This is a genomic window from Rhizobium sp. BK491 (genome assembly GCF_014194925.1).
Classification (GTDB): Bacteria; Pseudomonadota; Alphaproteobacteria; order Rhizobiales; family Rhizobiaceae; genus Rhizobium.
Window position 1 is genome coordinate 426118 of sequence record NZ_JACIAR010000003.1, and the last position, 21405, is coordinate 447522.

General features: G+C 59.1%; 21 protein-coding genes and 1 pseudogene. 13 read left to right on the top strand and 9 right to left on the bottom strand.

Annotated features, from left to right (window positions below):
* The first annotated feature begins 120 nt into the window (after positions 1-120).
* Together greA and FHX05_RS16385 are read left to right on the top strand one after the other, a co-directional pair.
* On the top strand, positions 121-603 hold the full coding sequence (gene greA, locus FHX05_RS16380; protein WP_183873006.1) for a transcription elongation factor GreA: 483 nt from the start codon (positions 121-123) through the stop codon (positions 601-603).
* A 96-nt stretch (positions 604-699) separates the two neighbouring features.
* On the top strand, positions 700-1542 hold the full coding sequence (locus FHX05_RS16385) for a class I SAM-dependent methyltransferase (protein ID WP_183873008.1): 843 nt from the start codon (positions 700-702) through the stop codon (positions 1540-1542).
* A gap of 105 nt (positions 1543-1647) precedes the next feature.
* Here FHX05_RS16385 and FHX05_RS16390 read toward each other — a convergent pair whose 3' ends face one another.
* Together FHX05_RS16390 and FHX05_RS16395 are read right to left on the bottom strand one after the other, a co-directional pair.
* Complete coding sequence (locus FHX05_RS16390) at positions 1648-2295, bottom strand: VTT domain-containing protein (RefSeq protein WP_348648321.1); 648 nt, start codon at positions 2293-2295, stop codon at positions 1648-1650.
* The gene (locus tag FHX05_RS16395) at positions 2292-2909 is read right to left on the bottom strand and encodes a methyltransferase domain-containing protein (protein ID WP_183873010.1); all 618 of its coding nucleotides are present in this window, start codon (positions 2907-2909) and stop codon (positions 2292-2294) included. Before FHX05_RS16395 ends, FHX05_RS16390 begins: the two co-directional genes overlap by 4 nt.
* A gap of 252 nt (positions 2910-3161) precedes the next feature.
* On the opposite strand from FHX05_RS16395, the gene FHX05_RS16400 reads away from it, so the two are divergent.
* The 3 genes from FHX05_RS16400 to FHX05_RS16410 all read left to right on the top strand — a co-directional run bounded on the left by FHX05_RS16400 (position 3162) and on the right by FHX05_RS16410 (position 6635).
* The gene (locus FHX05_RS16400; RefSeq protein WP_112603324.1) at positions 3162-3836 is read left to right on the top strand and encodes a response regulator transcription factor; all 675 of its coding nucleotides are present in this window, start codon (positions 3162-3164) and stop codon (positions 3834-3836) included.
* A complete protein-coding gene (locus tag FHX05_RS16405; protein WP_112603524.1) occupies positions 3836-5212 on the top strand; it encodes a HAMP domain-containing sensor histidine kinase in 1377 nt (458 codons plus the stop codon). Before FHX05_RS16400 ends, FHX05_RS16405 begins: the two co-directional genes overlap by 1 nt.
* Before the next feature lie 256 nt (positions 5213-5468).
* Complete coding sequence (locus FHX05_RS16410) at positions 5469-6635, top strand: acyltransferase (protein ID WP_348648322.1); 1167 nt, start codon at positions 5469-5471, stop codon at positions 6633-6635.
* Between the two features lie 104 nt (positions 6636-6739).
* Here FHX05_RS16410 and FHX05_RS16415 read toward each other — a convergent pair whose 3' ends face one another.
* Both FHX05_RS16415 and FHX05_RS16420 read right to left on the bottom strand, forming a co-directional pair.
* A complete protein-coding gene (locus FHX05_RS16415) occupies positions 6740-7666 on the bottom strand; it encodes a cation transporter (RefSeq protein WP_183873012.1) in 927 nt (308 codons plus the stop codon).
* A gap of 156 nt (positions 7667-7822) precedes the next feature.
* Positions 7823-8695: an AraC family transcriptional regulator gene (locus FHX05_RS16420; RefSeq protein ID WP_246698974.1), complete on the bottom strand. Its 873-nt coding sequence runs from the start codon at positions 8693-8695 to the stop codon at positions 7823-7825.
* Positions 8696-8818: 123 nt separating this feature from the next.
* Here FHX05_RS16420 and FHX05_RS16425 point away from each other — a divergent pair, with 123 nt between their 5' ends.
* Both FHX05_RS16425 and FHX05_RS16430 read left to right on the top strand, forming a co-directional pair.
* Positions 8819-10051 carry a cytochrome P450 gene (locus tag FHX05_RS16425; RefSeq protein WP_183873015.1) on the top strand — a complete coding sequence of 411 codons (1233 nt, stop codon included), beginning with the start codon at positions 8819-8821 and terminating at the stop codon, positions 10049-10051.
* A 29-nt stretch (positions 10052-10080) separates the two neighbouring features.
* The gene (locus tag FHX05_RS16430; protein ID WP_183712292.1) at positions 10081-10401 is read left to right on the top strand and encodes a 2Fe-2S iron-sulfur cluster-binding protein; all 321 of its coding nucleotides are present in this window, start codon (positions 10081-10083) and stop codon (positions 10399-10401) included.
* 62 nt (positions 10402-10463) lie between these two features.
* On the opposite strand, the gene FHX05_RS16435 is transcribed toward FHX05_RS16430, so the two are convergent.
* From FHX05_RS16435 to FHX05_RS16445, 3 genes are all read right to left on the bottom strand, one after another.
* On the bottom strand, positions 10464-11510 hold the full coding sequence (locus tag FHX05_RS16435; protein ID WP_183873016.1) for an isopenicillin N synthase family oxygenase: 1047 nt from the start codon (positions 11508-11510) through the stop codon (positions 10464-10466).
* 228 nt (positions 11511-11738) lie between these two features.
* On the bottom strand, positions 11739-12254 hold the full coding sequence (locus FHX05_RS16440) for an adenylate kinase (RefSeq protein ID WP_183873018.1): 516 nt from the start codon (positions 12252-12254) through the stop codon (positions 11739-11741).
* A gap of 104 nt (positions 12255-12358) precedes the next feature.
* Positions 12359-12862, bottom strand: coding sequence for an NUDIX domain-containing protein (locus tag FHX05_RS16445; RefSeq protein WP_183873020.1), 504 nt, complete (start codon positions 12860-12862; stop codon positions 12359-12361).
* A 130-nt stretch (positions 12863-12992) separates the two neighbouring features.
* On the opposite strand from FHX05_RS16445, the pseudogene FHX05_RS16450 reads away from it, so the two are divergent.
* Positions 12993-13379 (top strand): annotated as a pseudogene (locus FHX05_RS16450) (VOC family protein).
* A gap of 185 nt (positions 13380-13564) precedes the next feature.
* Positions 13565-14518 carry an NAD-dependent epimerase/dehydratase family protein gene (locus FHX05_RS16455; protein WP_183873022.1) on the top strand — a complete coding sequence of 318 codons (954 nt, stop codon included), beginning with the start codon at positions 13565-13567 and terminating at the stop codon, positions 14516-14518.
* Positions 14519-14537: 19 nt separating this feature from the next.
* Here FHX05_RS16455 and FHX05_RS16460 read toward each other — a convergent pair whose 3' ends face one another.
* On the bottom strand, positions 14538-15749 hold the full coding sequence (locus FHX05_RS16460; RefSeq protein WP_183873024.1) for a TIGR03862 family flavoprotein: 1212 nt from the start codon (positions 15747-15749) through the stop codon (positions 14538-14540).
* Positions 15750-16038: 289 nt separating this feature from the next.
* On the opposite strand from FHX05_RS16460, the gene FHX05_RS16465 reads away from it, so the two are divergent.
* The 4 genes from FHX05_RS16465 to FHX05_RS16480 all read left to right on the top strand — a co-directional run bounded on the left by FHX05_RS16465 (position 16039) and on the right by FHX05_RS16480 (position 20075).
* Entirely contained in the window at positions 16039-16746 is a 708-nt protein-coding gene (locus FHX05_RS16465; protein ID WP_112337128.1) for a TetR/AcrR family transcriptional regulator, read from the top strand.
* Positions 16747-16875: 129 nt separating this feature from the next.
* On the top strand, positions 16876-18033 hold the full coding sequence (locus FHX05_RS16470) for a Gfo/Idh/MocA family oxidoreductase (protein WP_183873026.1): 1158 nt from the start codon (positions 16876-16878) through the stop codon (positions 18031-18033).
* A gap of 12 nt (positions 18034-18045) precedes the next feature.
* Positions 18046-19221 carry a dihydrodipicolinate synthase family protein gene (locus FHX05_RS16475; RefSeq protein ID WP_183873028.1) on the top strand — a complete coding sequence of 392 codons (1176 nt, stop codon included), beginning with the start codon at positions 18046-18048 and terminating at the stop codon, positions 19219-19221.
* Between the two features lie 29 nt (positions 19222-19250).
* The gene (locus FHX05_RS16480; RefSeq protein ID WP_183873030.1) at positions 19251-20075 is read left to right on the top strand and encodes a sugar phosphate isomerase/epimerase; all 825 of its coding nucleotides are present in this window, start codon (positions 19251-19253) and stop codon (positions 20073-20075) included.
* Positions 20076-20155: 80 nt separating this feature from the next.
* Here FHX05_RS16480 and FHX05_RS16485 read toward each other — a convergent pair whose 3' ends face one another.
* A complete protein-coding gene (locus FHX05_RS16485; protein WP_183873032.1) occupies positions 20156-21262 on the bottom strand; it encodes a branched-chain amino acid ABC transporter substrate-binding protein in 1107 nt (368 codons plus the stop codon).
* Positions 21263-21405: the final 143 nt, after the last annotated feature.

The following is a 21405-nucleotide window of genomic DNA, read 5'->3' on the forward strand; positions in this document are numbered from 1 at the left end:
TGTCGGGTTCGGGTCTCTTTCGGCGCGATGGCTTTCCAGCGGTCGTTCTATTCCTCCGGCATAGCCATCTGGTCTATAGTACGAGGCTGATTTGGTTGTAGCTCGCAATGGAGTTTGAAGTTGAGCACTGCGTTCATGAAGGAAGAAAGCGCTGAGACGGCCGCTGAAACCGTGCTGCCCGACCGGCCCATTTCTCCACATCCGAACCTCGTCACGGAAGCGGGGTTGAAGGCTCTGGAATTTCAGCTTCAGGAGGCACGCAAAGCCTATGAAACGGCAAGCGCCATCGAGGATATCAACGAGCGCCGCCGGCAGACGGCCATTCCCTTGCGCGATGCCCGTTATTTCGCGGAAAGGTTGCGGACAGCCGAAGTCATTGCGACGCCCACCTCAAACGAGATCGTTGCCTTTGGAAGCAAGGTAACCTTCAGCCGTGACGATGGCCGCGTGCAGACGTACCGCATCGTCGGCGAAGATGAAGCCGATCCTAAGGCAGGATCGATTTCCTATGTGTCGCCCGTTGCACGGTTGTTGATGGGAAAGAGGGTGGGAGACGTCATGAGCCTTGGCAATGACGAGCTGGAAATCACCGCGATCGAATAGCCTCTCCGGTATTTGGGGGCTCTTCAGAGCCTGAATGACGCATCTGTCGCGATATGCTAATATTGCGGTCTATCAGGTGCGCAGCGGGTGATGGCGATGTTGGAGGCAGACAAGATATTCGCCGGCTCGATTCCGGAAAATTACGACCGCTATATGGTGCCGTTGATTTTCGAGCCTTATGCGGCAGACATTGCACAACGCGCCGGATCTCTCAAGCCGCGCACAGTGTTGGAAATTGCCGCAGGCACCGGAGTTGTCACTCGCGCCTTGGCGCCGAAACTATCCTCCCATGCAAGCTACGTCGTCACCGACCTCAACCAGCCGATGCTAGATTATGCCGCTTCGCGACATCAGCCGGACGGGCGCATCACTTGGCGACAAGCGGATGCCATGGCGCTGCCCTTCGAAAATGCGGCCTTCGATCTCGTCGTCTGCCAGTTCGGCGCGATGTTCTTCCCCGATCGCATCTCGGCCTATCGCGAGGCAAAGCGCGTTCTGAAATCAGGCGGACATTTCCTGTTCAACGTATGGGATCGCATCGAGGACAATGTTTTCGCCGACGACGTGACGAAGGCGCTGGCACGGATTTTCCCGAACGATCCGCCACGTTTTTTGGCGCGCACGCCGCATGGCTATCACGATGTGGACCGGATCCGCAGCGATCTCGAGGATGCCGGTTTCTCTGAAATCGTGATCGAAACGAGGGCAGAGCAGAGCCGCGCGTCCTCACCGCGCATTCCGGCCATCGCCTATTGTCAGGGAACCCTGCTTCGCAACGAGATCGAGGCCAGGGAAGCGGGGAAGCTGCAGGCCGCGACCGACTATGCAGCCGCCGCGATCGAAGCAAGACATGGTAGTGGCGAAGTTGCGGCCAAAATTCAAGCGCATGTAATTTTAGCCACTGCCCAAAGTGCCTGGAGCATGAGGCCGAAAGTGTAAACGCTTCCAGAGGATATCATGCTCCATCTGTTCGATTCCCATAGCGGATTCAGATTTTGGATCGTTCGACCGAAAATCATCTAGCGCTAAGGGAATATCAGTCGGTCAGGGCGGCAAGCCCGTCCGCGTTCGGCCTTTCACAGTCCTGCTCCTGACGCTCACGACGAACAAGGCTACTCCCTCAGCCGCAATGATCGCCATGGCGGCCCACAAGCCGATCTGTGTTACGTCTCTTCCGCTGCTGCGCAGGGCATAGCCGAGACACAGGAAGGGCCCATTCCACATCAAGCATCCCAGCGAGGTCGCCGCCAGGAAGGTTCTAGGGTCAAGCCGCAAAGCGCCCGCCGGCAGCGCCAGATAGATCCTGACCGCGGGAATGATCTGACCAGACAGCGTTACCCAGAAATGGTTGCGGCGGTAGGTACCGGCCAGCCGATCGTAGAAGGATAGCTTTAGCAACAGGTATCCGCCATAGCGAGCCACAACCCGACGCACTCTTCGCGGCCCGAATAGCCAACCAATACCATACCAGCCAAGCCCGCCAATGACGGAACCAGCCGTCACCGCGCCAATGGACAAGGCAAGCGCAAGAAGGTCCGGCATCGTCAAGCCGAGAAGCATGAGAAGGATATAGGATGGAAAAAGTGGGACAAATTTCTCCATGACGGCGAGACAGAAAATGCCAGCCAGGCCAAAGCTCGTGAATAGCGTGACGGTGCCGGGAGCTAGCGTCACCAGTTCCTGAGCCGTCACGCGGGTTGCAACCCAGTCGGCTCGGGATGTTTCGGGACTTTGCAATCCGCCGCCCTGGAGATCCGGTAGACGGAAGCCGGCGGCAGGTTCCAGATCGTTCCGCCGATGCGTGCTTCCCTGAGTTTCAAGTGACCCAGAACCTGATCCGGAACTGGACAGTGTCGGCCGTAGGTAATCTGATGAAATGCGCCACCGGGTCTGAGATTTTTGAAGGCCTCGCCCAGAATAGCGCGGATTTCGCGCGACCGCATGGCACGAAAACCCAATCCGCTGACGACCGCACCGAATGAGGTGCCTTTAAACAGATCCGTCATGCCGATCCGCGTTGCGTCCAAACGAAGCGCGCGCGCCTTGGGGAAGCGCTTTTGCAAAAGTTCGGCAAAATCGGCGTTAAGCTCAACTAACGTGAGATCGCTCTCACGCACGCCGCGCTCTAGGAGCGAATAAGTGAAAGAGCCGGTGCCAGGCCCCAGTTCCATAACCGGGCCGGTGGTTGTCCCAATACCTTGGGTTATTAAAGCCGAGATGCGCCGGCCTGATGGGGTAATCGCCGAAATGGCGCGCGGGTCACGAAGCCAGGCAAGAAGGAACGAGGTGGCATTAGTGATATACATGACGAACGTCCTCGATTGGGGAATGACGACCGGCCGCTAGGCGGTTAGGGATAACGAGCATTGGTTCGTCCTCTGGAGATGAGCAAGCGAGGTCTTACACACCCAGATTGAGAGAACCTGTCATGTTGATGGACTTCAAAAAAACCGCACGTGCTTTTCAACGCCGGAAACGAGGGCGATCTTTGCAAGGTTATCTCAACGCAACGATGCTAGCATTTGCCCTATCGATGCGGCGAGGATGGAGTTTATTGAATGCGTGTGCTTTTGGTCGAAGACGAGCGCCCAATGGCTCTTGTTCTGCGCAACGGGTTGGTTCGCCATGGCATGGTTGTGGACGACGTAGCGAGCCTGTCGGAGGCAGAAGCCGCCCTTCACGGCGATATCTATGACGTCGTTGTGCTGGACCGTCGGCTGCCGGATGGAGATGGCCTTTCGCTGGTCAAGTTGCTGCGCGTCAGGGGCAACGTCGTGCCTGTACTGGTGCTGACCGCGAAGAGTGACCTGGCTGACCGGATCGCCGGACTGGACAGCGGCGCGGACGACTATCTCGGCAAACCCTTTGCCTTCGACGAGCTTCTGGCCCGTTTGCGGGCAATCTTGCGCCGTCCAGTTCATCTGCAACCCGACATCATCAGTCTCGGTCGCATGTCATTCGATTTCGTCCATCGTGAAGCAAATGTACAAGGCGCCCACCTGCGCATGCCGCGCCGGGAATTGCTGGTGCTTGAAGCGCTGATGCGGCGTATGGGTCGCATGGTACTGCGGGAAACTTTGATGGAAGCCGTCTTCGGCATGAACGACGAAATCGAGTCAAATGCACTTGATACCCATATTTCACGCGTTCGTCGCAAACTCGCCGATGCACAGGCCGGCATCACCATCGACGGCATCCGCGGCGTCGGCTATCTCATTCGCGAGACGGCATGATGCGACAGCCTTCGCTGAAATGGTTGCTCGTCAGCAGGCTGGTGACACTGCAGGCGGGCATGATTGCGGTTGTCCTTCTCATGGTTATTGCAACGGTCTGGAGTACCGGCTACCTGATTAACGACTATGAAGGCGGCAGCCTCGATGTGTTGGCCGAAGCGACAGAGCGCGACGCAGCTGGTGGATTGGTGCTGCGAGAAACGCCGGATCTCGTTCATCTTCGCGCCAACGCACCGGATCTGTGGTTCACGATCCGCGACCCGGAGGGGCACCGGCTGCAAGCAGGCAACATTCCTATCGCCTATTTACCGCTGGTCGCAGTGCTCGGCCAACTCAGCGACGCCCGGCTGAGCGACCGGCCGGAATTGGCCGGAAAACCTGATGCGGTGATCAAATGGGTCGAAAGCCCTGCCGGGAGGGTCCAGATTCTGACGGGTACGAAAGGGAGGATGTCCGCGCGGCGGCTTGCAAAGGGTATTTCAGGCGGGTTCATCTTGGTGATACTGCCAATCATCGTGTTGATGGCGCTAGCGACGTCGCTGGCCACTCCACTGGTGGTCCGCCGGGCGCTCACCGGTCTAGCTCGGACTGCAGCGCAAGCCATCCACATCGAATTCGACAAGCGTGGCGTCCGGCTGCAGGAGAGCGATGTGCCCATCGAAATCAGCGGACTTGTCTGTGCGGTCAACGATGCGCTACGCCGCCTTGATGCGGGCTACGAGCGTCATCAGCATTTTCTAGCCCAGGCAGCCCATGAACTGCGAACGCCAATTGCCATCCTGAACGCGCGTGTTTCCGCACTCCCCGCCGGCACTGACAAACGCGACCTACTGGAAGACGCGGCCCGGCTGACGACACTCGCCGGTCAACTTCTCGACCTCCAGCGCCTCGACCAGAAGCGGAACCATTTCCTGCCGGTGAATCTGGTCGCGATGGCCAAGCAAGTGCTGTTCGACCTTGGCCCGCTGGCACTTGGTGCCGGTTATGAGGTCGCCTTCGAGCGGGAATGCGATGAGATAGTAGTGACGGGCGATCAGACATCATTGGAACGAGCACTGACGAATCTAGTTCAAAACGCCATAGACCATGGTGGACGCCAAGGAACGATTACCGTGCGTGTCGCCAAAGGCGGCTCCATCGAAGTCTGTGACGAGGGCAACGGCATTGCGAGGGACGAACATGAGCATATTTTTGAACCGTTCAATCGCCTCTCACCTGATGGCCGTGGCGCCGGACTGGGACTCAATCTGGTTCAGGAGATTATGCAGATCCATGGCGGCAGCATCGCGGTAATTAATGCCGGCTCCAAAGGTGCCTGCTTGAGAATGTCGTTTCCCTCGGATCGGGTTGCCGATCGCGTTGCGCGACCGGCCTGAGGGTTGGTCAGCAAATGATTTACGATCAAGCCTCTCTAAAGGCACAACCAATAGCATCGACGCCCCCTTCTTCCGGGAGGATCGGGTAAGGTCAGGAAACATGGCTGGTTCGGCACCGGCGCCAGCGTCTGCAAGCTTAACTGAAGAATAACTATAATTTAAAGCAGCGCTGCGCAATTATGCAGGCGGCGACGAGTTGTTATATCGTTTTGGATAGAAAATGCGGGATCCAAGACGATATTTGCCGAGATTTCCGGTGAGGTTTTATAGAAAAATACTTGAGAGTGAGGATGCGGGCCGAGCTGCCAGCAAATCCACCCACACGCTCGTGAATCTCCAGGTATTGCGTGCGCTCGCCGCCTCTTCCGTGGTTGTTGCCCATGGCTTGCACGAGACGGGCATGCTGGCGGCAGCAACAGGACGTGCAGTGGTCGATGGCTCCGCATGGAATCTCGGTTTCGGCGTCGATATATTCTTCGTCCTCTCCGGCTTCATCATGACCCACACGACCGCGTCGGAATTCGGCAAGAGCGGCGCTTCGCTCCGCTTCTTCCTGCGGCGCTGCGCACGTGTGATCCCGCTTTATTGGCTGCTGACGAGCGTCATGTTGCTTGGCGCGCTTGCAGCCCCCTCGCTTCTTGCCGTTCCTATCGGTTCCCTATCCCATGTCCTGGCATCCTATTTCTTCATTCCATCCGGGCGCGGCGTCGATGAGATTAGGCCGGTGCTCGCCCTCGGCTGGACGTTGAACTACGAGATGCTGTTTTACGTCTTTTTCGCCGCGGCACTTCTGCTGCCGATACGATTGGGCGTCTTATGGCTGTCGGTTCTCATGGTCGGAATGGCGCTCGTCGGAAGGCTCATCGATCCCCAGCATGTGCAGATAGTGTTCTGGACGAACCCGATCATTCTGGAGTTCCTCTTCGGAGTTTATGTCGCGCTGATTTTCCGCAGTGGAGCAAGGATCGGCGGCGGCTGGGCACTTGGGCTGGCTGCCATCGGGCTCTTTGGCTTCGTGCATGTCTCGACTCTTTGGAACGATGCGGACCTGCCGCAATTCCTGCGAAGCGGTGTGCCTGCGGCTTTGTTCGTTCTGGCGGCTGCGATCGGCCCAGTCCTGCCTCAAAGGCGGCCCGTCCTTTGGGGTGTCGCGCTCGGGGACGCCTCCTATAGTCTCTACCTTGTCCATCCCTTCATCCTACGGCCGCTGCGCGCGATATGGGAGAAGGTGATCGGGGCAGGGCTTCCTCTCGGACTGTTCGTCGTTTTTGCGACGCTTGTCGCCGCCATGTTTGCCAAGGCGCTTTTCAGATATGTCGAGAGGCCGCTTACGAGCCGCGTTCAGGGCCTCGCGCTTCGCTCTCCACGGAGCAAGCAGACAGCGGCCGCTCCTCTTTCGCGAGCTGATACTGAGAGCGCCTGATCTTTTCAGCGGGTGCTCTTGCCAAATTGCCTCGGCATTTTGTGCATCGCGGCTTCGTCGATCTTCGCTCTGTAGTATCGGTCGACTGGCGGGTGCGGCGGCGCTTAATCGGCCCATTCCGGATCGGTCGTAAATGCAATCGTCAGCCAGCGGTCCGGGCCTTCGCCATCGATCGCTTCGCCGATCTCGTCACGGATATGGTCCCATTCCTCCAGCTTCTTCGCTGGTCCATCCGGCGGCACGATGAAGTAAAGCTCGATCTGCCTGCCGCGGCCGACGCGCGCGACATAGGAGCGGTAGGACAGGAAATTGTAGCGTTGAACGATCTCAGCCGCTACGCGGTCGACATGGTCCCGCAGATCCGCGGGCGTCACGAGCAGGATATCGGCAAATGCCTGCTTGATCGTTCCGACCGGCATGGGAATGACGATGAGGCAGACGAGAGCCAGGGCGACCGGATCGACATAGGGCGACATCCACTGCAGCTTCGTTCCTTGGATGAAGAAGCCGAAGATGAAGGCGAGGAGCAATGCGGCGCTGAGGCTGCCGGTCATCACCCAGGCCTTGGCATCCAGTGCAATGAAGTTGGATCCGATGGTCTTGTTCGCTCGCGTGGCATAGGCGGCCATCAAGAAGGCGATGAGCATGGTCAGGACGGCATAGATGATGGCCTGATCGAAAGAAAGATGCCGTCCGCCGCTCATGATGCTGCCGACGGCGTTGATCAAGGCATAGACGGCTGCTCCCGTCAGCAGCACACCGTTGAGGCCGAGCACCATGGGCTCGAGATGCCAGAAACCCATGGTGAAATGCTTGGCGAATTTGCCGGCGGCGGTTGTGTTTGTCGCCGAAGATATGATCAGATTGGAAACGACCAGCGCAACGATCGTCATGCTCGCATCCGTCAGTGCGTAGATGCCATCGAAGACGATTGCGTAGGAGCCGGAGAGAAGGCCGAAGACAATGCCGGCGACGGCGAGAACGAACGTCACGATAATGGAAATGCGCAGAACGCTTTGTTCGGTCGTCATTTTTCAATCCCTGGCTAGGGCGCGGCGTTCGTTTCGGAAAGACGCGGGTGTGAGCTGTCGCAACTCTTAGCCCGTCATATGCGCCGCGCCAATCGGGTTAGCTATGTCGAGGAGTCCTTGGCTCAGAAACCGAGCGGTATTTGATCTCTCATGCCTCTATGGCCTCGCGCTTTGCCCTTGCCGCCTGAACTCGCTGGGAGTGACGCCGACCAGCTTCTTGAAGTCGCGGGCAAAGTGAAAAGGGTCGGGGTAGCCGCATCGGGCGGCTATCCGGCTGATCTGCTCATCCGTTACGACCAGCAACGGCTTTGCGGCATTCACACGCTCATGGCGCAGCCAATCGAGAGGCGTCGTTCCCATTCTCTGGCGAAAGCGGCGGAACAATTGCGCCTGGCTCAGATTCGCGGCGATCGCGAGATCTTCTATCGCCCAGGGGCGTGTCAGGTCGGCGCGGACCAATTCCATAACCCGTTGCAATCGTTGTACGGAGGCGCTGAGTTCGCTGCTTTCGGCGCGTTCGGATACAAGGAATGAAATCAACTGTGCCAGCAGGGCAAAGCATCTGTTGTCAGCAAGAAAGCTACCCGTCTCTACTTCCCGCAGGATGCCTTCGAACAGCGCCTTCGGATCGCGGGTGTTGGCCGTGTCGAAGATCGGATTGCCGATCACATCAAGGCTGTCGAACAGGGTATCGAGCCCATATCCGACGAAACCCAGCCATAGGTAGGACCAGTGAGAATGGCGCGGCTCGCAGCGATGCGAATAAAGCATCGAGGAATCGAGCCAAGCGATCGTCCTCTCATGCAGCAAGCTCGAAACCTCATTGACCTGCAGCAGGCCTTTTCCACTGAGAGTAAGGATCAGGGTGTGATGGTTGAAGCGATGGGCGATCGGCATTTCAGCAGGCGTGCAAACCCGGCGCCCGGCGGCGAGAAGCGTGTAAGGGAACGCCCGAGACAACTTGCCCGGAGTCTGAAAGAAGACGTCGTCGAGAGGGAGGGTCTCTGGTAAAATCGCTTCATGGGTCATAGCGACTTAATTCTATTTCGGAATGAGAGTTTTATCCATATGGCTGCGGCTCGCATCCATGTCCTTTCGTCGTTTGACGCTGTATTCTATGGCCGATGAACCAGATTGGATGAGGTCCTCATCATGCCGATGGCAACTCCAGCATTCGATCCGCTCTCGCAGGCGTTTACGGACGATCCCTATGCGTCTTACCGCGTGCTGCGCGCCAGCCCGGGTCCGGTCTACTATGAGCAGTTCGACATATGGCTGCTGTCGCGCTATCAGGATGTGGCTGCCGCTGCCGCCGACAAGACGCTCGTGCGATCTCTCGAATTCTTTCTCTCACCGGAGGAAATACGGGAGCAGAAGGTTCGGCAGAACTGGCATGACATGCCGAACCATTCCCGTTTCGTGCAATTCAGCCTGCTGGATTCCGATGGCGAAACCCACGACCGTCTGCGCCGCAAGGTATTTCGTGAATTTACGCCTGCGCTCGTCGCGCGCCAGCGCGGCATGATACAGGATTTCGTGGACCGTCTGCTCGACCGTCTCCTGCAGGCAGGTACGATCGATTTCGTCGAGGATCTTGCTTCGCAGGTTCCGGGCCACATTATCGGTTCGGTGCTGGGCGTGCCGGAGGAATATGCCGGCCAACTGCGCAAGTGGTCGGAAGACGTCGTGCAATATTTCGACGTCGATCGCAGCGCGGAGCGCAAGGCGATTGCCGAACGTGCCACGACGGAGTTTTACGAACTTCTCAAGGAACTCATTACCGAGCGCTTAAGCACGCCGCGCGACGATCTTCTCTGTCGGCTGACCGAGGCGCATGCCGCCGGAGAGCTTACCGAAGACGAACTCGTTTCCACTTGCATGCTGATCCTCATGGCCGGGCATGGCTCGACGATCGATGTGCTGGGCAGCGGCATGCATGCTTTGCTGCAATATCCCCATGCTTTGAAGATGTTGCGTGAAGCGCCGACGGTGATGTCGACCGCCATTCAGGAAATGTTCCGTTTCGAGTCGCCGCTGCCATTCTTCCATCGCTATCTGACCGAGGAAAGGACGATTGCCGGCAAGCTGTTGCCAAAGGGTACGAAGATCGGTCTGCTCTATGGCGCGGCCAATCGCGATCCCGAACAATTCGAGTCGCCCGACGAGTTCGACGTCGGGCGCACGCCCAATCGCCATCTGGCGTTTGGCGGCGGCGCGCATTTCTGTCTGGGCAATCATCTGGCCCGGCTGGATATGGAGATCATTTTCTCGACGCTTCTGCAGCGCACTCGCTCGATCGAACTGCTGGACGACAATCCCGCCTACAAGCGCGGGCTGTCGGTGCGCGGACCGAAACGCCTGGACATTCGCCTCATCGCCGCATGAGCGGATTTGCCGAAAATATGGAGAATGCAATGTGTGAAATCGTGTTCATCGATTCCGCCGGCCGCGAGACGCGCGTCCAGGCACAGGAGGGCGAGACGCTGATGGCCATCGCCGTCAGGAGCGGCATCGACGGCATCGTGGCGCAATGCGGCGGCGCCTTGGCCTGCGGCACTTGTCACTGCTACATCGAGCAGCCTCATCTCGATCGTCTGCCATCGCCTTCCGAGGAGGAAGCGATGATGATCGAATTCGTGATGGAGCCGATGCCGAACAGCCGCTTGAGCTGTCAAATCCTCGCAAGCAGTGTCGTCGACGGCATGCGGGTCATCGTGCCCGATAGCCAGCACTAGGAACTAGCTTCGAGAGGAGGTGGCCGATATAGCGACCTCACCTCGATCTTGATGGATCCGGCCTAAACCGACTGTTCCGATGCCAAGAGATCGGCATAGTGAGCGCGGGCCACATCCGGATGGGAGCGTAGTCGGCTCTTCAGCTGGTTCTGGCCGACTTCGCGGAAGATCGGGTTCAGGGGATCAAGCGAGATGCCGCGCTCCGATCGCTTCAACTCTTCCGGCAGTTCGATGACGGGGATCGTCGCATCAGGCCGGGAGCCAAGAAAGAAGGCGACGGAGAAGCGCTCGACAGCGGCAGGCGGTGCGACGACGTCATGCACATCGGCGCGCACGAAGCCGTTTGTCGCAAGCTCGAGCAATTCGCCGGTATTGATGACGAAGGTGCCCGGAACCGGTGGCGCATCGATCCAGACGCCGTCTTCCGTGCGCACCCGCAGACCGGGCACGGTGTCCTGCAACAGCACGGTGACGAAGCCGCCATCCTTGTGAGCGCCGACGCCCTGATCCGTTTCGGCGACATCGCGGCCGGGATAGCGGATGATCTTCAGAAGCTGCGAGGCCTGCGGCTCATAGATGTCGGCAAAAACGTTTTCCGCTTGGCCGATAGCCGCTGCGATCGCCTTCAGAATATCGATGCCAATGCGCGTCACCTCTGCCTGATAGGCAAGCAGCAGCGGCTTGAGTTCCGGCAAAGCTTCCGGCCACTGGTTCGGCCCCTGCAGCCGCCGCCATGCCGGCGTATCAGGGCCGATCTCGAAGGGTGCGCTTTCGGTGTTGATGTCGAGCTGCTCGCGCCAATCCTGTTCGCCGCGGGTACGTTCTTGTCCGGCGCGGTTGTAGCCACGGAAGTGGGGCGACTTCACCATTTCAATCTTGAGCTTTTCTTCAAGCGGCAATGCAAAGAAACGCTTCGCCGTCGCAACGACATCGGCAATGAGTTTGGGGTCGACGCCATGGCCGGTCAGATAGAAGAAACCATGGTCGTAGAGCACTTTGCGAAGCTCCGCGACGAATGCCCGGCGTTCCGAGGACGAGGCGTAGAAGCGCTGGAGATCGAGCGTGGGCAGTGATGTATCGGAGCCGGTCGGCGCGGTATGGGAGGTCAATGAGGTTTCCTCTTTCAAGCTCGTCTTTGTTCTCGGGTCGTGATGCCATCGCCTGCCGTGTCCGAGCCGTGATGACGCAAATCGCCCTTATGGGTTAAGACGAGGCTAGAAGCCCTTCGTTACTAAGGCAAAGAAGATAATCTCAAAGATCGCTGATCTTTTGGAATGGTTTTTACAGCCGCCGTTCTCGCGACTGCGGCTTACATGAATAGTCATTGAGTCCGCAGTTCACCTCAATTTCTGCATAAACGTATCCAACTCATCGACGCTGCCTATTCGTATTAGCGTCTTGCCGGCTGCCTGCGCTTCGATGCACAGGCGGCGTATGTCCGGCATCCAGTCCTGTTCGATTTCCCAGATGGTCCGAAACAGATCTCGCGTCGGCGGCATGGCCGATAGTCCGCCCGGTGTATGGTCGAGTTTACCTGACTGCCAGGCGATCTGGCGCTCGGCTGCGAGCCAGAAATGCATCCAGAGCGGCATATCTATGAGGATGATCTCGGTCGCGCGATCTATCCGCATCGAGATCGAATTTTTGTGCCCCAGGCCATCGATGACCCAATTCTCACCGGATAGGATCCGTTTATGCTGCTCGACATAAGTTTCAAGCGGTGCCGGAACCCAGCCTTCCTGCCAGAGCAGCCTGTCGATCTCGAAATGGGGAATTGCGTGGCGCTCGCCCAATTTGCGAGCGAGGGTGGATTTTCCGCCTCCTGCATTTCCCAAGATGGCGATGCGCGACATTGGATGATGACCTGATAATTCGAGCCTGTCGGAAACCCGGCAAAGATGCCGGAGCGTTTATGAAGCTATTCTATTGCTGTTGCAATTGATGCGAACGGTGGGAGTCAGGCCGCGTTGCGCTTCACAAAATGCTGAATGCCGGCGGGATTGGTGACGACGAGGTTGCGTATGGGAGCTGGCACCAGATCGAACCGGTCGAGCCCGACCAGCGTGGCGGGCGCCCAGCGAAATTCGAGTTCGACGCCGCCGTCCTGCGCCCGATGCACGATGTCCGTCTCGTGAAACGGAAGTGACTGCAGCAGTTCCGCTTCATAATAAAAACCGACTTCGTGAACGCGTCGCCCGGCAAATTCGAAGAAATTCTCGATGATGAAGCGCAGGGGGCCAACCGTGGCCTTGCAGCCGATTTCCTCTTCGATCTCGCGGGCAAGCGTTTCGGCCCCCGCTTCGTGAAATTCCACCCGCCCACCGGGCAAGGACCAGAAGTTGTCCGTAAGCGCACGGTGAATGAGGATATGGTCGTTGGAGCGGATCAATGCGCCGGCACGCAATTGAAAGCGGGATGTTCCTGAATCCATAACGATCATGGTTCGTGCGGCTTCTGCCATGGATGGCCTCCGATTATGCGGCGAATGGAAAATCATGTGCCGGATATCGGCATCCGGTTCCGGGATATAGCAAAGCAGTTTAAAGGTTGTTTCTTCCTGTCCCATTTTCTAATCCAATCGGGTTCTGGCGATGCGTTTCGTAAATCCAATCCCCTTTGTCAGCGATATCGGACGCTCGTAGGCGTTCTATGGCGATCTGCTGGGCCTCAGGATCCTGCACGACTTCGGCAACTTCGTGCTGTTCGAGACCGGCTTTGCGATCCATGACGGAAAGGCGCTGGAGAAAACGGTCTGGGGCGCGAACGGCGAAGCATCCGGGCCCTACGGGCGGCGGAACATCCTTCTCTATTTCGAACATGAGGACGTCGATGCGGCATTCGAAGCCATAGCACCGCATGTCGATCTCATTCATCCGATCGAGAGGCAGGAATGGGGGCAGCGCGTATTCCGTTTCTACGATCCGGACGGCCATGCAGTGGAGATCGGCGAGCCGCAGTTGGACATGATGGGCGGTTGATCCCTGCCGCTTTCGTCCAGTCCATTCACCATGGTCATCTGAAATGGCCGCAAAGACAGTGATGAATGTCTTTTTGCATCATCGAAGGGATGACAAAACCGCTTGCTCTCCTATTCTCATTGGCCAGATCACGTCTTGAGCGTCGCCGGCCGCCGGCGTTCGATCTCGGCCATTGGGAGGATATCATGACGCGCACGGTGATTATCGGTGCAACGGGCCATGTCGGCACCTATCTGGTGCCGCGGCTGGTCGAAGCCGGGCATGAGGTGGTGGCGATCAGTCGCGGCCAGGCCAAGCCCTATTCGCCGAACAAGGCGTGGAGCGAAGTGGAAATGCTGGCGATGGATCGTGCTGCCATGGAGAAGGATGGTAGCTTCGGCCCGGCCATTCGTGCCTTGAAGCCGGATATCGTCATCGACATGATCTGCTTCACGCTCGACAGCGCAAGGCATCTGACCGAGGCGCTCACCGATCATGTCGGCCATTTCCTGCATACGGGCACGATCTGGACACATGGATTTTCGACCGTGGTTCCGACCCCGGAAGAGGCGCCGAAGCGGCCCTTCGGCGATTATGGCATCCAGAAAGCTGCGATCGAAGCGCATCTGCTTGAGGAGGCGCGGCGTAGGGGATTTCCCGCAACTCTGATCCATCCCGGTCATATCGTCGGTCCCGGGTGGGAACCTCTCAATCCCGCCGGGCATTTCAACCTGTCGGCGTTTTCGACATTGGCGCGCGGTGAAACCCTCGTCCTGCCGAATTTCGGCTTGGAGACGGTTCATCATGTCCATGCCGATGATGTCGCGCAGATGTTCATGGGTGCTATCGCCAATTGGCGCGTTTCGACGGGAGAGGCTTTCCACGCGGTTTCAAGCGGTGCGCTGACGCTCAGAGGCTATGCAGAGGCCATGTCGCGCTGGTTTGGACATGAGCCGAAGCTGGAATTTCTGCCTTACGAAAAATGGGCGGAAAGCCAATCGGCGGAGGATGCGCAGGCGACCTGGGAACATGTCGCCCGAAGCCCGAATTGCTCGATCGCCAAGGCCGAACGGCTACTCGGATACCGGCCGCGCTATACGTCGCTACAGGCCGTTCAGGAAGCGGTCGCCTGGCTCATGGAGAACGGCCGGATTGGCTGAAGCGCGGCTTTAAGCCTCGTCAGCGGTTCTTGAGCCAGGCATCCATGCCTTTTGCCGCAGCATGCCCGGTCGCAAAGCAGGCCGTCAGAAGATAGCCGCCGGTCGGCGCTTCCCAATCGATCATTTCTCCGGCGGCGAACATGCCGGGGAGCTTCTTCAACATATAGCGCTCATCGAGCTCATCCCATCGGATGCCGCCGGCGGACGAGATGGCCTCGGCGATGGGCCTCGGCCTCAGCAACGGAATCGGCAAAGCCTTGATCAGGCGGGCAAGGGGTTCCGCATGCGAGAGAACTGCGGGTTCGGCAAGCTCGCGCAGAAGGCCCGCCTTGACGCCCTCGATGCCGACGCCCTTGCGCAGGCGATTGGAGAAACTGGCCTTTGGATCCTGCCGCGCCAGATCGCGCGCCAAACGCTCCTCGGCGCGTCCGGGCGCCAGATCGACAATGAGTGAGGCCTCGCCCGTTTTTGCCAACCGATCGCGCAATGAGGCGGCATGGGCGTAGACCAGACTGCCCTCGATCCCCGTTTTCGAGATGACGAATTCGCCGGGGAAAGTCCCTGCCTGCGATGTCGCCGTCACCGCCTTCAGGGGTTCCCCGGCAAAGCGTTCGCTGAACGTCGCACTCCAGGTGACGTCGAAACCGCAATTGGCCGGTTGAAACGCGGCGATATCGATGCCTTCGCCCCGAAGCCAGCTGACCCATGCCGCATCCGAGCCCAGCTGGGCATAGCTTGCCCCACCGAGCGCGAGCAGAACGGCGTCATGACGCACAAGTTCGCGCCCCTTTGGCGTTTCGAAGATCAGACTGCCGTCCTCGAAGCCGCACCAGCGATGCCGCGTCATGATGCTGACATCGAGTGCTTCGAGCCTTGCCAGCCAGGCCCGCAGCAGCGGCGATGCCTTCATGACTTTCGGGAAGACGCGGCCGGACGAGCCGACGAAGGTTTCCGTTCCCAGGCCTTCCGCCCAGGCTCTGACGTCATCCGGCTGGAAATCGTCCAGTGCTGCACGCAATCGGGACGAGGCAGCGCCGAAGCGGGTGGCAAAGATCCCGTAGTCTTCCGAATGCGTGATGTTGAGACCGGATTTTCCGGCCAGCAGAAACTTGCGCGCAACCGTCGGCATGCTGTCGTAGATCACAATGCGATGGCCCAGCCGCGATAAGGTCCCTGCAGCCATCAATCCCGCAGGGCCGCCGCCAATGATTGCGATTTGGTTTCTGGTCATGCTCGCCCGATGCCACTTTCCTGTTGCTCTCTAAGGCCTGATCGGGCCTGAAAGCAAGATCGTCACCATATACTGCCCAAATCAGCGCCTTCGTTCGGATGGCTCGACACCGGTGGCAATTTCCTGTTTCAGGGTCATAATCACAGCCGCAACCGCGTTTAAATCGATATAACCATATGGTTACTATCGCCTCTGATTCACCGGGGGCTGTCAACTTATGCGATGATCGGTTACTTATCGGCGTGAGGATGGGCCGCATAAGCCTTACGAAATGCCGCCGGGAGCCATGATGTCGGAAGCCAAGACCGTAAAGCGCAGCGCAAAGAGTGCAGACCTTGCGAATGCAGAGCAAACCCCCTCGCGCACAGCTTCGGAACGGCCCCGTCTCAGGGATGCGGAACGCACCAGCAAGGCTATTCTGGCGGCCGCAACCAAGGAGTTTGCCGAGCGGGGCTATGGCGGAGCCCGCGTCGATGCCATCGCCGAACGGGCGAAAATCAACAAGCGAATGCTCTATCACTATTTCGGCGGCAAGGATGCGCTCTACGTCGCCGTTTTGGAAGGCAGCTATATCGCTATTCGCTCGGCAGAGGCGCGGCTCGATCTCTCGCATCGCTCGCCCGCCGACGGCATGCGGGAGCTGGTCGTCTTCACCTGGCAATATTTCCTGGATCATCCCGAGTTTCTGGGGATTCTCAGCACGGAAAACATGCATAAGGCCCGCTTCCTGAAGCGTTCGGCACGCATTTTCGAGCTGCACTCGCCGCTGGTCTCCGAGATCTCCGGCCTGCTCGATCGCGGCGCGGCGACAGGCGTATTCCGCAGCGATTGCGATCCGGTGAAAATCTATATGAGCATTGCGGCCCTCGGCTCATTTTTCTTGACCAACCGCTGGACACTTTCCACGATCTTCCGTCGCAACCTCTCGGACAAGAGCGAAATCGACGCCTGGGGCGAGCATATCGTCGACGTGATTTTCGCCTATCTGCGTCCCTAAAATCTCCCGGGCAACAGGCTCAGCAACGATAGATGATTGCCGCTGCGGCCATTGACGATGGCCGTTGACAGCATGGCTTCGCCGTGTCAGTTATGTAACTATATAGTTATTTACGGGAGGAAGAAACTCATGGCAACGAAGCCGATCGGCATCATCATGCACGGCATTACCGGCCGCATGGGCTATAACCAGCATCTCGTGCGCTCCATTCTGGCGATCCGTGAACAGGGCGGGGTTCTTCTGTCGAACGGCGACCGGCTGATGCCTGAGCCGCTGCTTGTTGGCCGCAATGCCGAAAAGATCGAGGCGATCGCCCGCAAGCACGGCCTGTCGAAGACGACGACGGATCTTGATGCCGCTCTTGCCGATCCCAGCAATACGATCTTCTTCGATGCCGGTTCGACGCAGATGCGCGTCGAGCTTCTGGAGAAGGCGATTGCCGCCGGCAAGCATGTCTATTGCGAAAAGCCGATTTCCGAGACGCTGGAGGAGGCGCTCTCGGTTGCAGCCTCTGCGGAGCGCCGCGGCGTCAAGAACGGTGTTGTTCAGGACAAGCTGTTCCTGCCTGGGCTGCGCAAGATCGCCATGCTGCGCGACAGCGGCTTCTTCGGCAAGATTCTCTCCGTGCGCGGCGAGTTCGGCTATTGGGTTTTCGAAGGTGACTGGGGTGTAAAGGCGCAGCGTCCGTCCTGGAACTACCGCAAGAGGGATGGCGGCGGCATGATCCTCGATATGCTGCCGCATTGGCGATATGTGCTCGACAACCTGTTCGGCGAAGTAAAATCCGTCAGCTGCCTCGGCGCGACGCATATTCCGAGCCGCGTCGACGAGAACGGCAACACCTATGTCGCCGATGCCGATGATGCGGCCTATGCAACCTTCGAGCTCGAAGGTGGCGTCATCGCCCACATCAATTCCTCCTGGGCGGTCAGGGTTCGTCGTGACGATCTCGTCACTTTCCAGGTCGACGGCACCCATGGATCGGCCGTCTGTGGGCTGATGCGCTGCTGGACGCAGCATCGCGTCAACACGCCGAAGCCGGTCTGGAACCCCGATCAGCCGCAGCCGATCAACTTTTTCGATACATGGGAAGAAGTGCCGGACACACAGGCCTTCGACAATGGCTTCAAGGCGCAGTGGGAACAGTTCCTGTGGCATGTGGCCGAGGACGCGCCGTGGAAGTTTACGCTGCGCGAGGGCGCCAAGGGCGTGCAGCTGGCGGAGCTGGCACAGAAGAGCTGGGCGGAGCGTCGCTGGGTCGACGTGCCTTCTCTTTCTGCTCGCTAGGAGGCTGGCCGCATGGAGAGAAGTCTTCACTTGCCCAGGGCAGATGGTGCGATTGCCGCCTTCACGCCCGTCAATGAGCCGTTGATCGCGCCGGTGAAGCCGGCGGGCGGTCATCACTTAAATCGCGTGGCCTATGCTGCCGCGCACGTCGTGGTCGATGCGCTTGCGGATAACGATCCCTGGCTTGACCGTAATATCGACTGGGAGCGCACGATTGCCTTTCGCGAATATCTCTGGGGTCTCGGCCTCGGCGTGGCGGAGGCGATGGATACCGCCCAGCGCGGCATGGGGCTCGATTGGACCGGTGCGAAAGAGCTGATTGCGCATGCGCAGTCGGCCGCCCGCGGCCGGTCGGATGCGGTGATCGCCTATGGCGCCGGCACCGATCATCTGCAGCCCGGCGCCGATGTCACGATCGATGACGTCATTCGTGCCTATGAGGAACAGATCGCCTATGTGGAAGGGCAGGGCGGCCGTGTCATCCTGATGGCGAGCCGGGCGCTTGCCGCCGCCGCCAAGAGCCCGGATGATTATATCCGTGTCTACGACCGCATCCTTGGTCAGGTCAAAGAGCCTGTCATCATTCACTGGCTCGGCTCGATGTTCGATCCGGCGCTGGCAGGCTATTGGGGCTCCGCCGATGACATGAGGGCCATGGAAACCGCGACTGCGATCATCAACCAGAATGCGGCCAAGGTGGATGGCGTGAAGATTTCGCTACTGTCGGCAGAGAAGGAAATCGTCATGCGCCGGCGGCTCGACCCGGCGGTCAAGATGTATACCGGCGACGATTTCAACTATGCCGAACTGATCGCTGGCGACGACCAGGGCTATTCGCATGCCTTGCTTGGTATCTTCGATGCCGTCGCGCCGGCCGCAAGTGCGGCGCTCGAAAAGCTCGCTCAGAACGACCTCGACGCCTTCCACGAGATCCTGGCGCCGACCGTCCCGCTATCGCGCCATATATTCAAGGCGCCGACGCGCTTCTATAAGACGGGCGTCGTCTTTCTTGCTTACCTCAATGGTTTCCAGGACCATTTTCAGATGCTCGGCGGGCAGCAGAGCGCCCGATCGATCCAGCATCTTTCGGAGCTATTCCGCCTGGCGGATACGGCGCGCGTGCTGCGTGACCCGGATCTCGCCGTCTATCGCATGAAGACGATCCTTGCCACCGTCGGCATCGAATAGCGGAAAAGGGACCGGAGGAGGAGATCGGCATGGCCATTGAGGGTCTGTCCGTCAATTTGGCGACGGTGCGCCAGCAATATGATATGCTTCAGGCGGTCGAGGCCTGCCTGAAGCAGGATATCGTCGCGATCGCGCCCTGGCGCGATCAGGTGCATAAGATCGGGCTTTCCGAAGCCGCCCGCATCGTTGCCGATAACAGGCTGAAAGTCACCGGGCTTTGCCGCGGCGGCATGTTTCCTGCCGCAAGCGCCGAGGGCAGAGCGGCTGCAATCGACGACAACAAGCGGGCGATCGACGAAGCGGCGGCACTGAATGCCGATTGCCTGGTTCTCGTCGTCGGAGGCGTACCAGAGGGATCGAAGGATATCGTTCACGCCCGCGAGATGGTGGCCGATGGTATCGCCGCGATCCTGCCGTATGCGCGCAGCTCCGGCATTCCGCTCGCGATCGAGCCGCTGCATCCAATGTATGCGGCCGACCGCGCCTGCGTGAACACGCTGGAGCAGGCGCTCGACATCTGCGATCTTCTGGGCGAAGGCATCGGTGTCGCGATCGATGTCTACCATGTCTGGTGGGACCCGAAGCTTTATGAACAGATCGCGCGCGCTGGCGCTGGCGGCCGCATCCTGGCGCATCACATCTGTGATTGGCTGGTGCCGACCACGGACCTGCTGCTTGATCGCGGCATGATGGGTGACGGCGTCATCGACTTGAAGCGCATCCGCGCCGAGATCGAGAAGGCCGGCTTTTTCGGCCTGCAGGAGGTGGAAATATTCTCTCAGAATAATTGGTGGAAGCGGCCGGGTGAGGAGGTTCTCTCCACCTGCATCGAGCGCTTCCGCACCGTTTGTTGAGCCGCAGTCCCCCAGGATCGACAACAAAAAACCGGGCCAGCAGGCGGCCCGGTTCCATTCCAAAGCGATGACGTGACGGCTTACTCGGCCGAAACGATCTTGCCGCCTTCCCACTTGTAGAGCGAGAAGCTCTGCGATGTCAGGTCGCCGGTTTCGCCGTAGGTGACCTTGCCGATGGCGGTATCGATCGGTTCGCCCTTCTTCAGCGCAGCGCCGACAGCTTCGGCATCATCCGCCTTGCCGGCCTTCTCGATGCCGGCCTTCAGCACCTGCACGGCAGCATAGGCATTCAGCGTGAAGGCTTCAGCTGGGATGTTGCGGGCCTTGAGGGCGGCGACGGCGCTCTGCGAATCCGGGTTCTTCAGTGCATCAGACGCGTTTGTGAAGAGCGTGCCGGCCGCGGAATCATTGGCGATCGCCCAATATTCCGTGTTCGAAAGGCCGTCGCCGCCGATAATCTGCGCCTTGACGGAGATGTCGTGCAGCTGGCGGGCCAGAAGGCCTGCTTCCGGATGATAACCGCCGAAATAGATGACTTCGACGCCAGCCTGCTTCAACTTCGCCGTCAGGGAGCTGTAGTCCTTTTCGCCGGGGGTCAGCGAGTCGTTGACGACCTCGGTGACGCCGCCCTTGTTGATCGCTGCCTTGAAGGCATCCGCGAGGCCCTTGCCGTAAGCGCCCTTGTCGTTGAGGATCGCGATCTTCTTATCCTTGAAGTTCTTCACGACATACTCGCCGGCAACGACGGCCTGCTGGTCGTCACGGCCGCAGGTACGCAGGACGTTGGTCAGGCCGCGATTGGTCAGGCCTGGGGCGGTCGCAGTCGGCGTGACCATCAGGATGCCGTTTTCGGCAAGCGCGTCGGAAACCGGAATGGCGACGCCCGAAGTGACCGGGCCGACGACGAAGCGGATGCTGTCGCCGACAAAGCCGTTGGCGACCGATACGCCCTGCTTCGGATCGCCGGCATCATCGCCGAGCTTCAGAACGAGCTTCTGGCCGAGAACGCCGCCGTTCTTGTTGATTTCTTCGATAGCGGTCTGCGCGCCGTTCTTGACCTGGTCACCGTAAGCTGCGACCGGGCCGGTCAGCGGCGCAATGAGGCCGATGGTGATGTCCGCATGTGCGAGAGGTGCGAAGGCCAGCGAAGCGACGAAGGTCGCGGCCGTCAATGTCTTCAGACTCATGTTAGCTCTCCTTGGATAGGCGCGGCAGCGCCCTTTGAACCCGCCCGCAATCGCCTGTCTCGACGCGCAAACTGCCGTAAGGCGTTCTTTTGGAAAAGACAGAGCTGATATCGAGGCCGATGGGCCCTTTCGGACATTTTTTG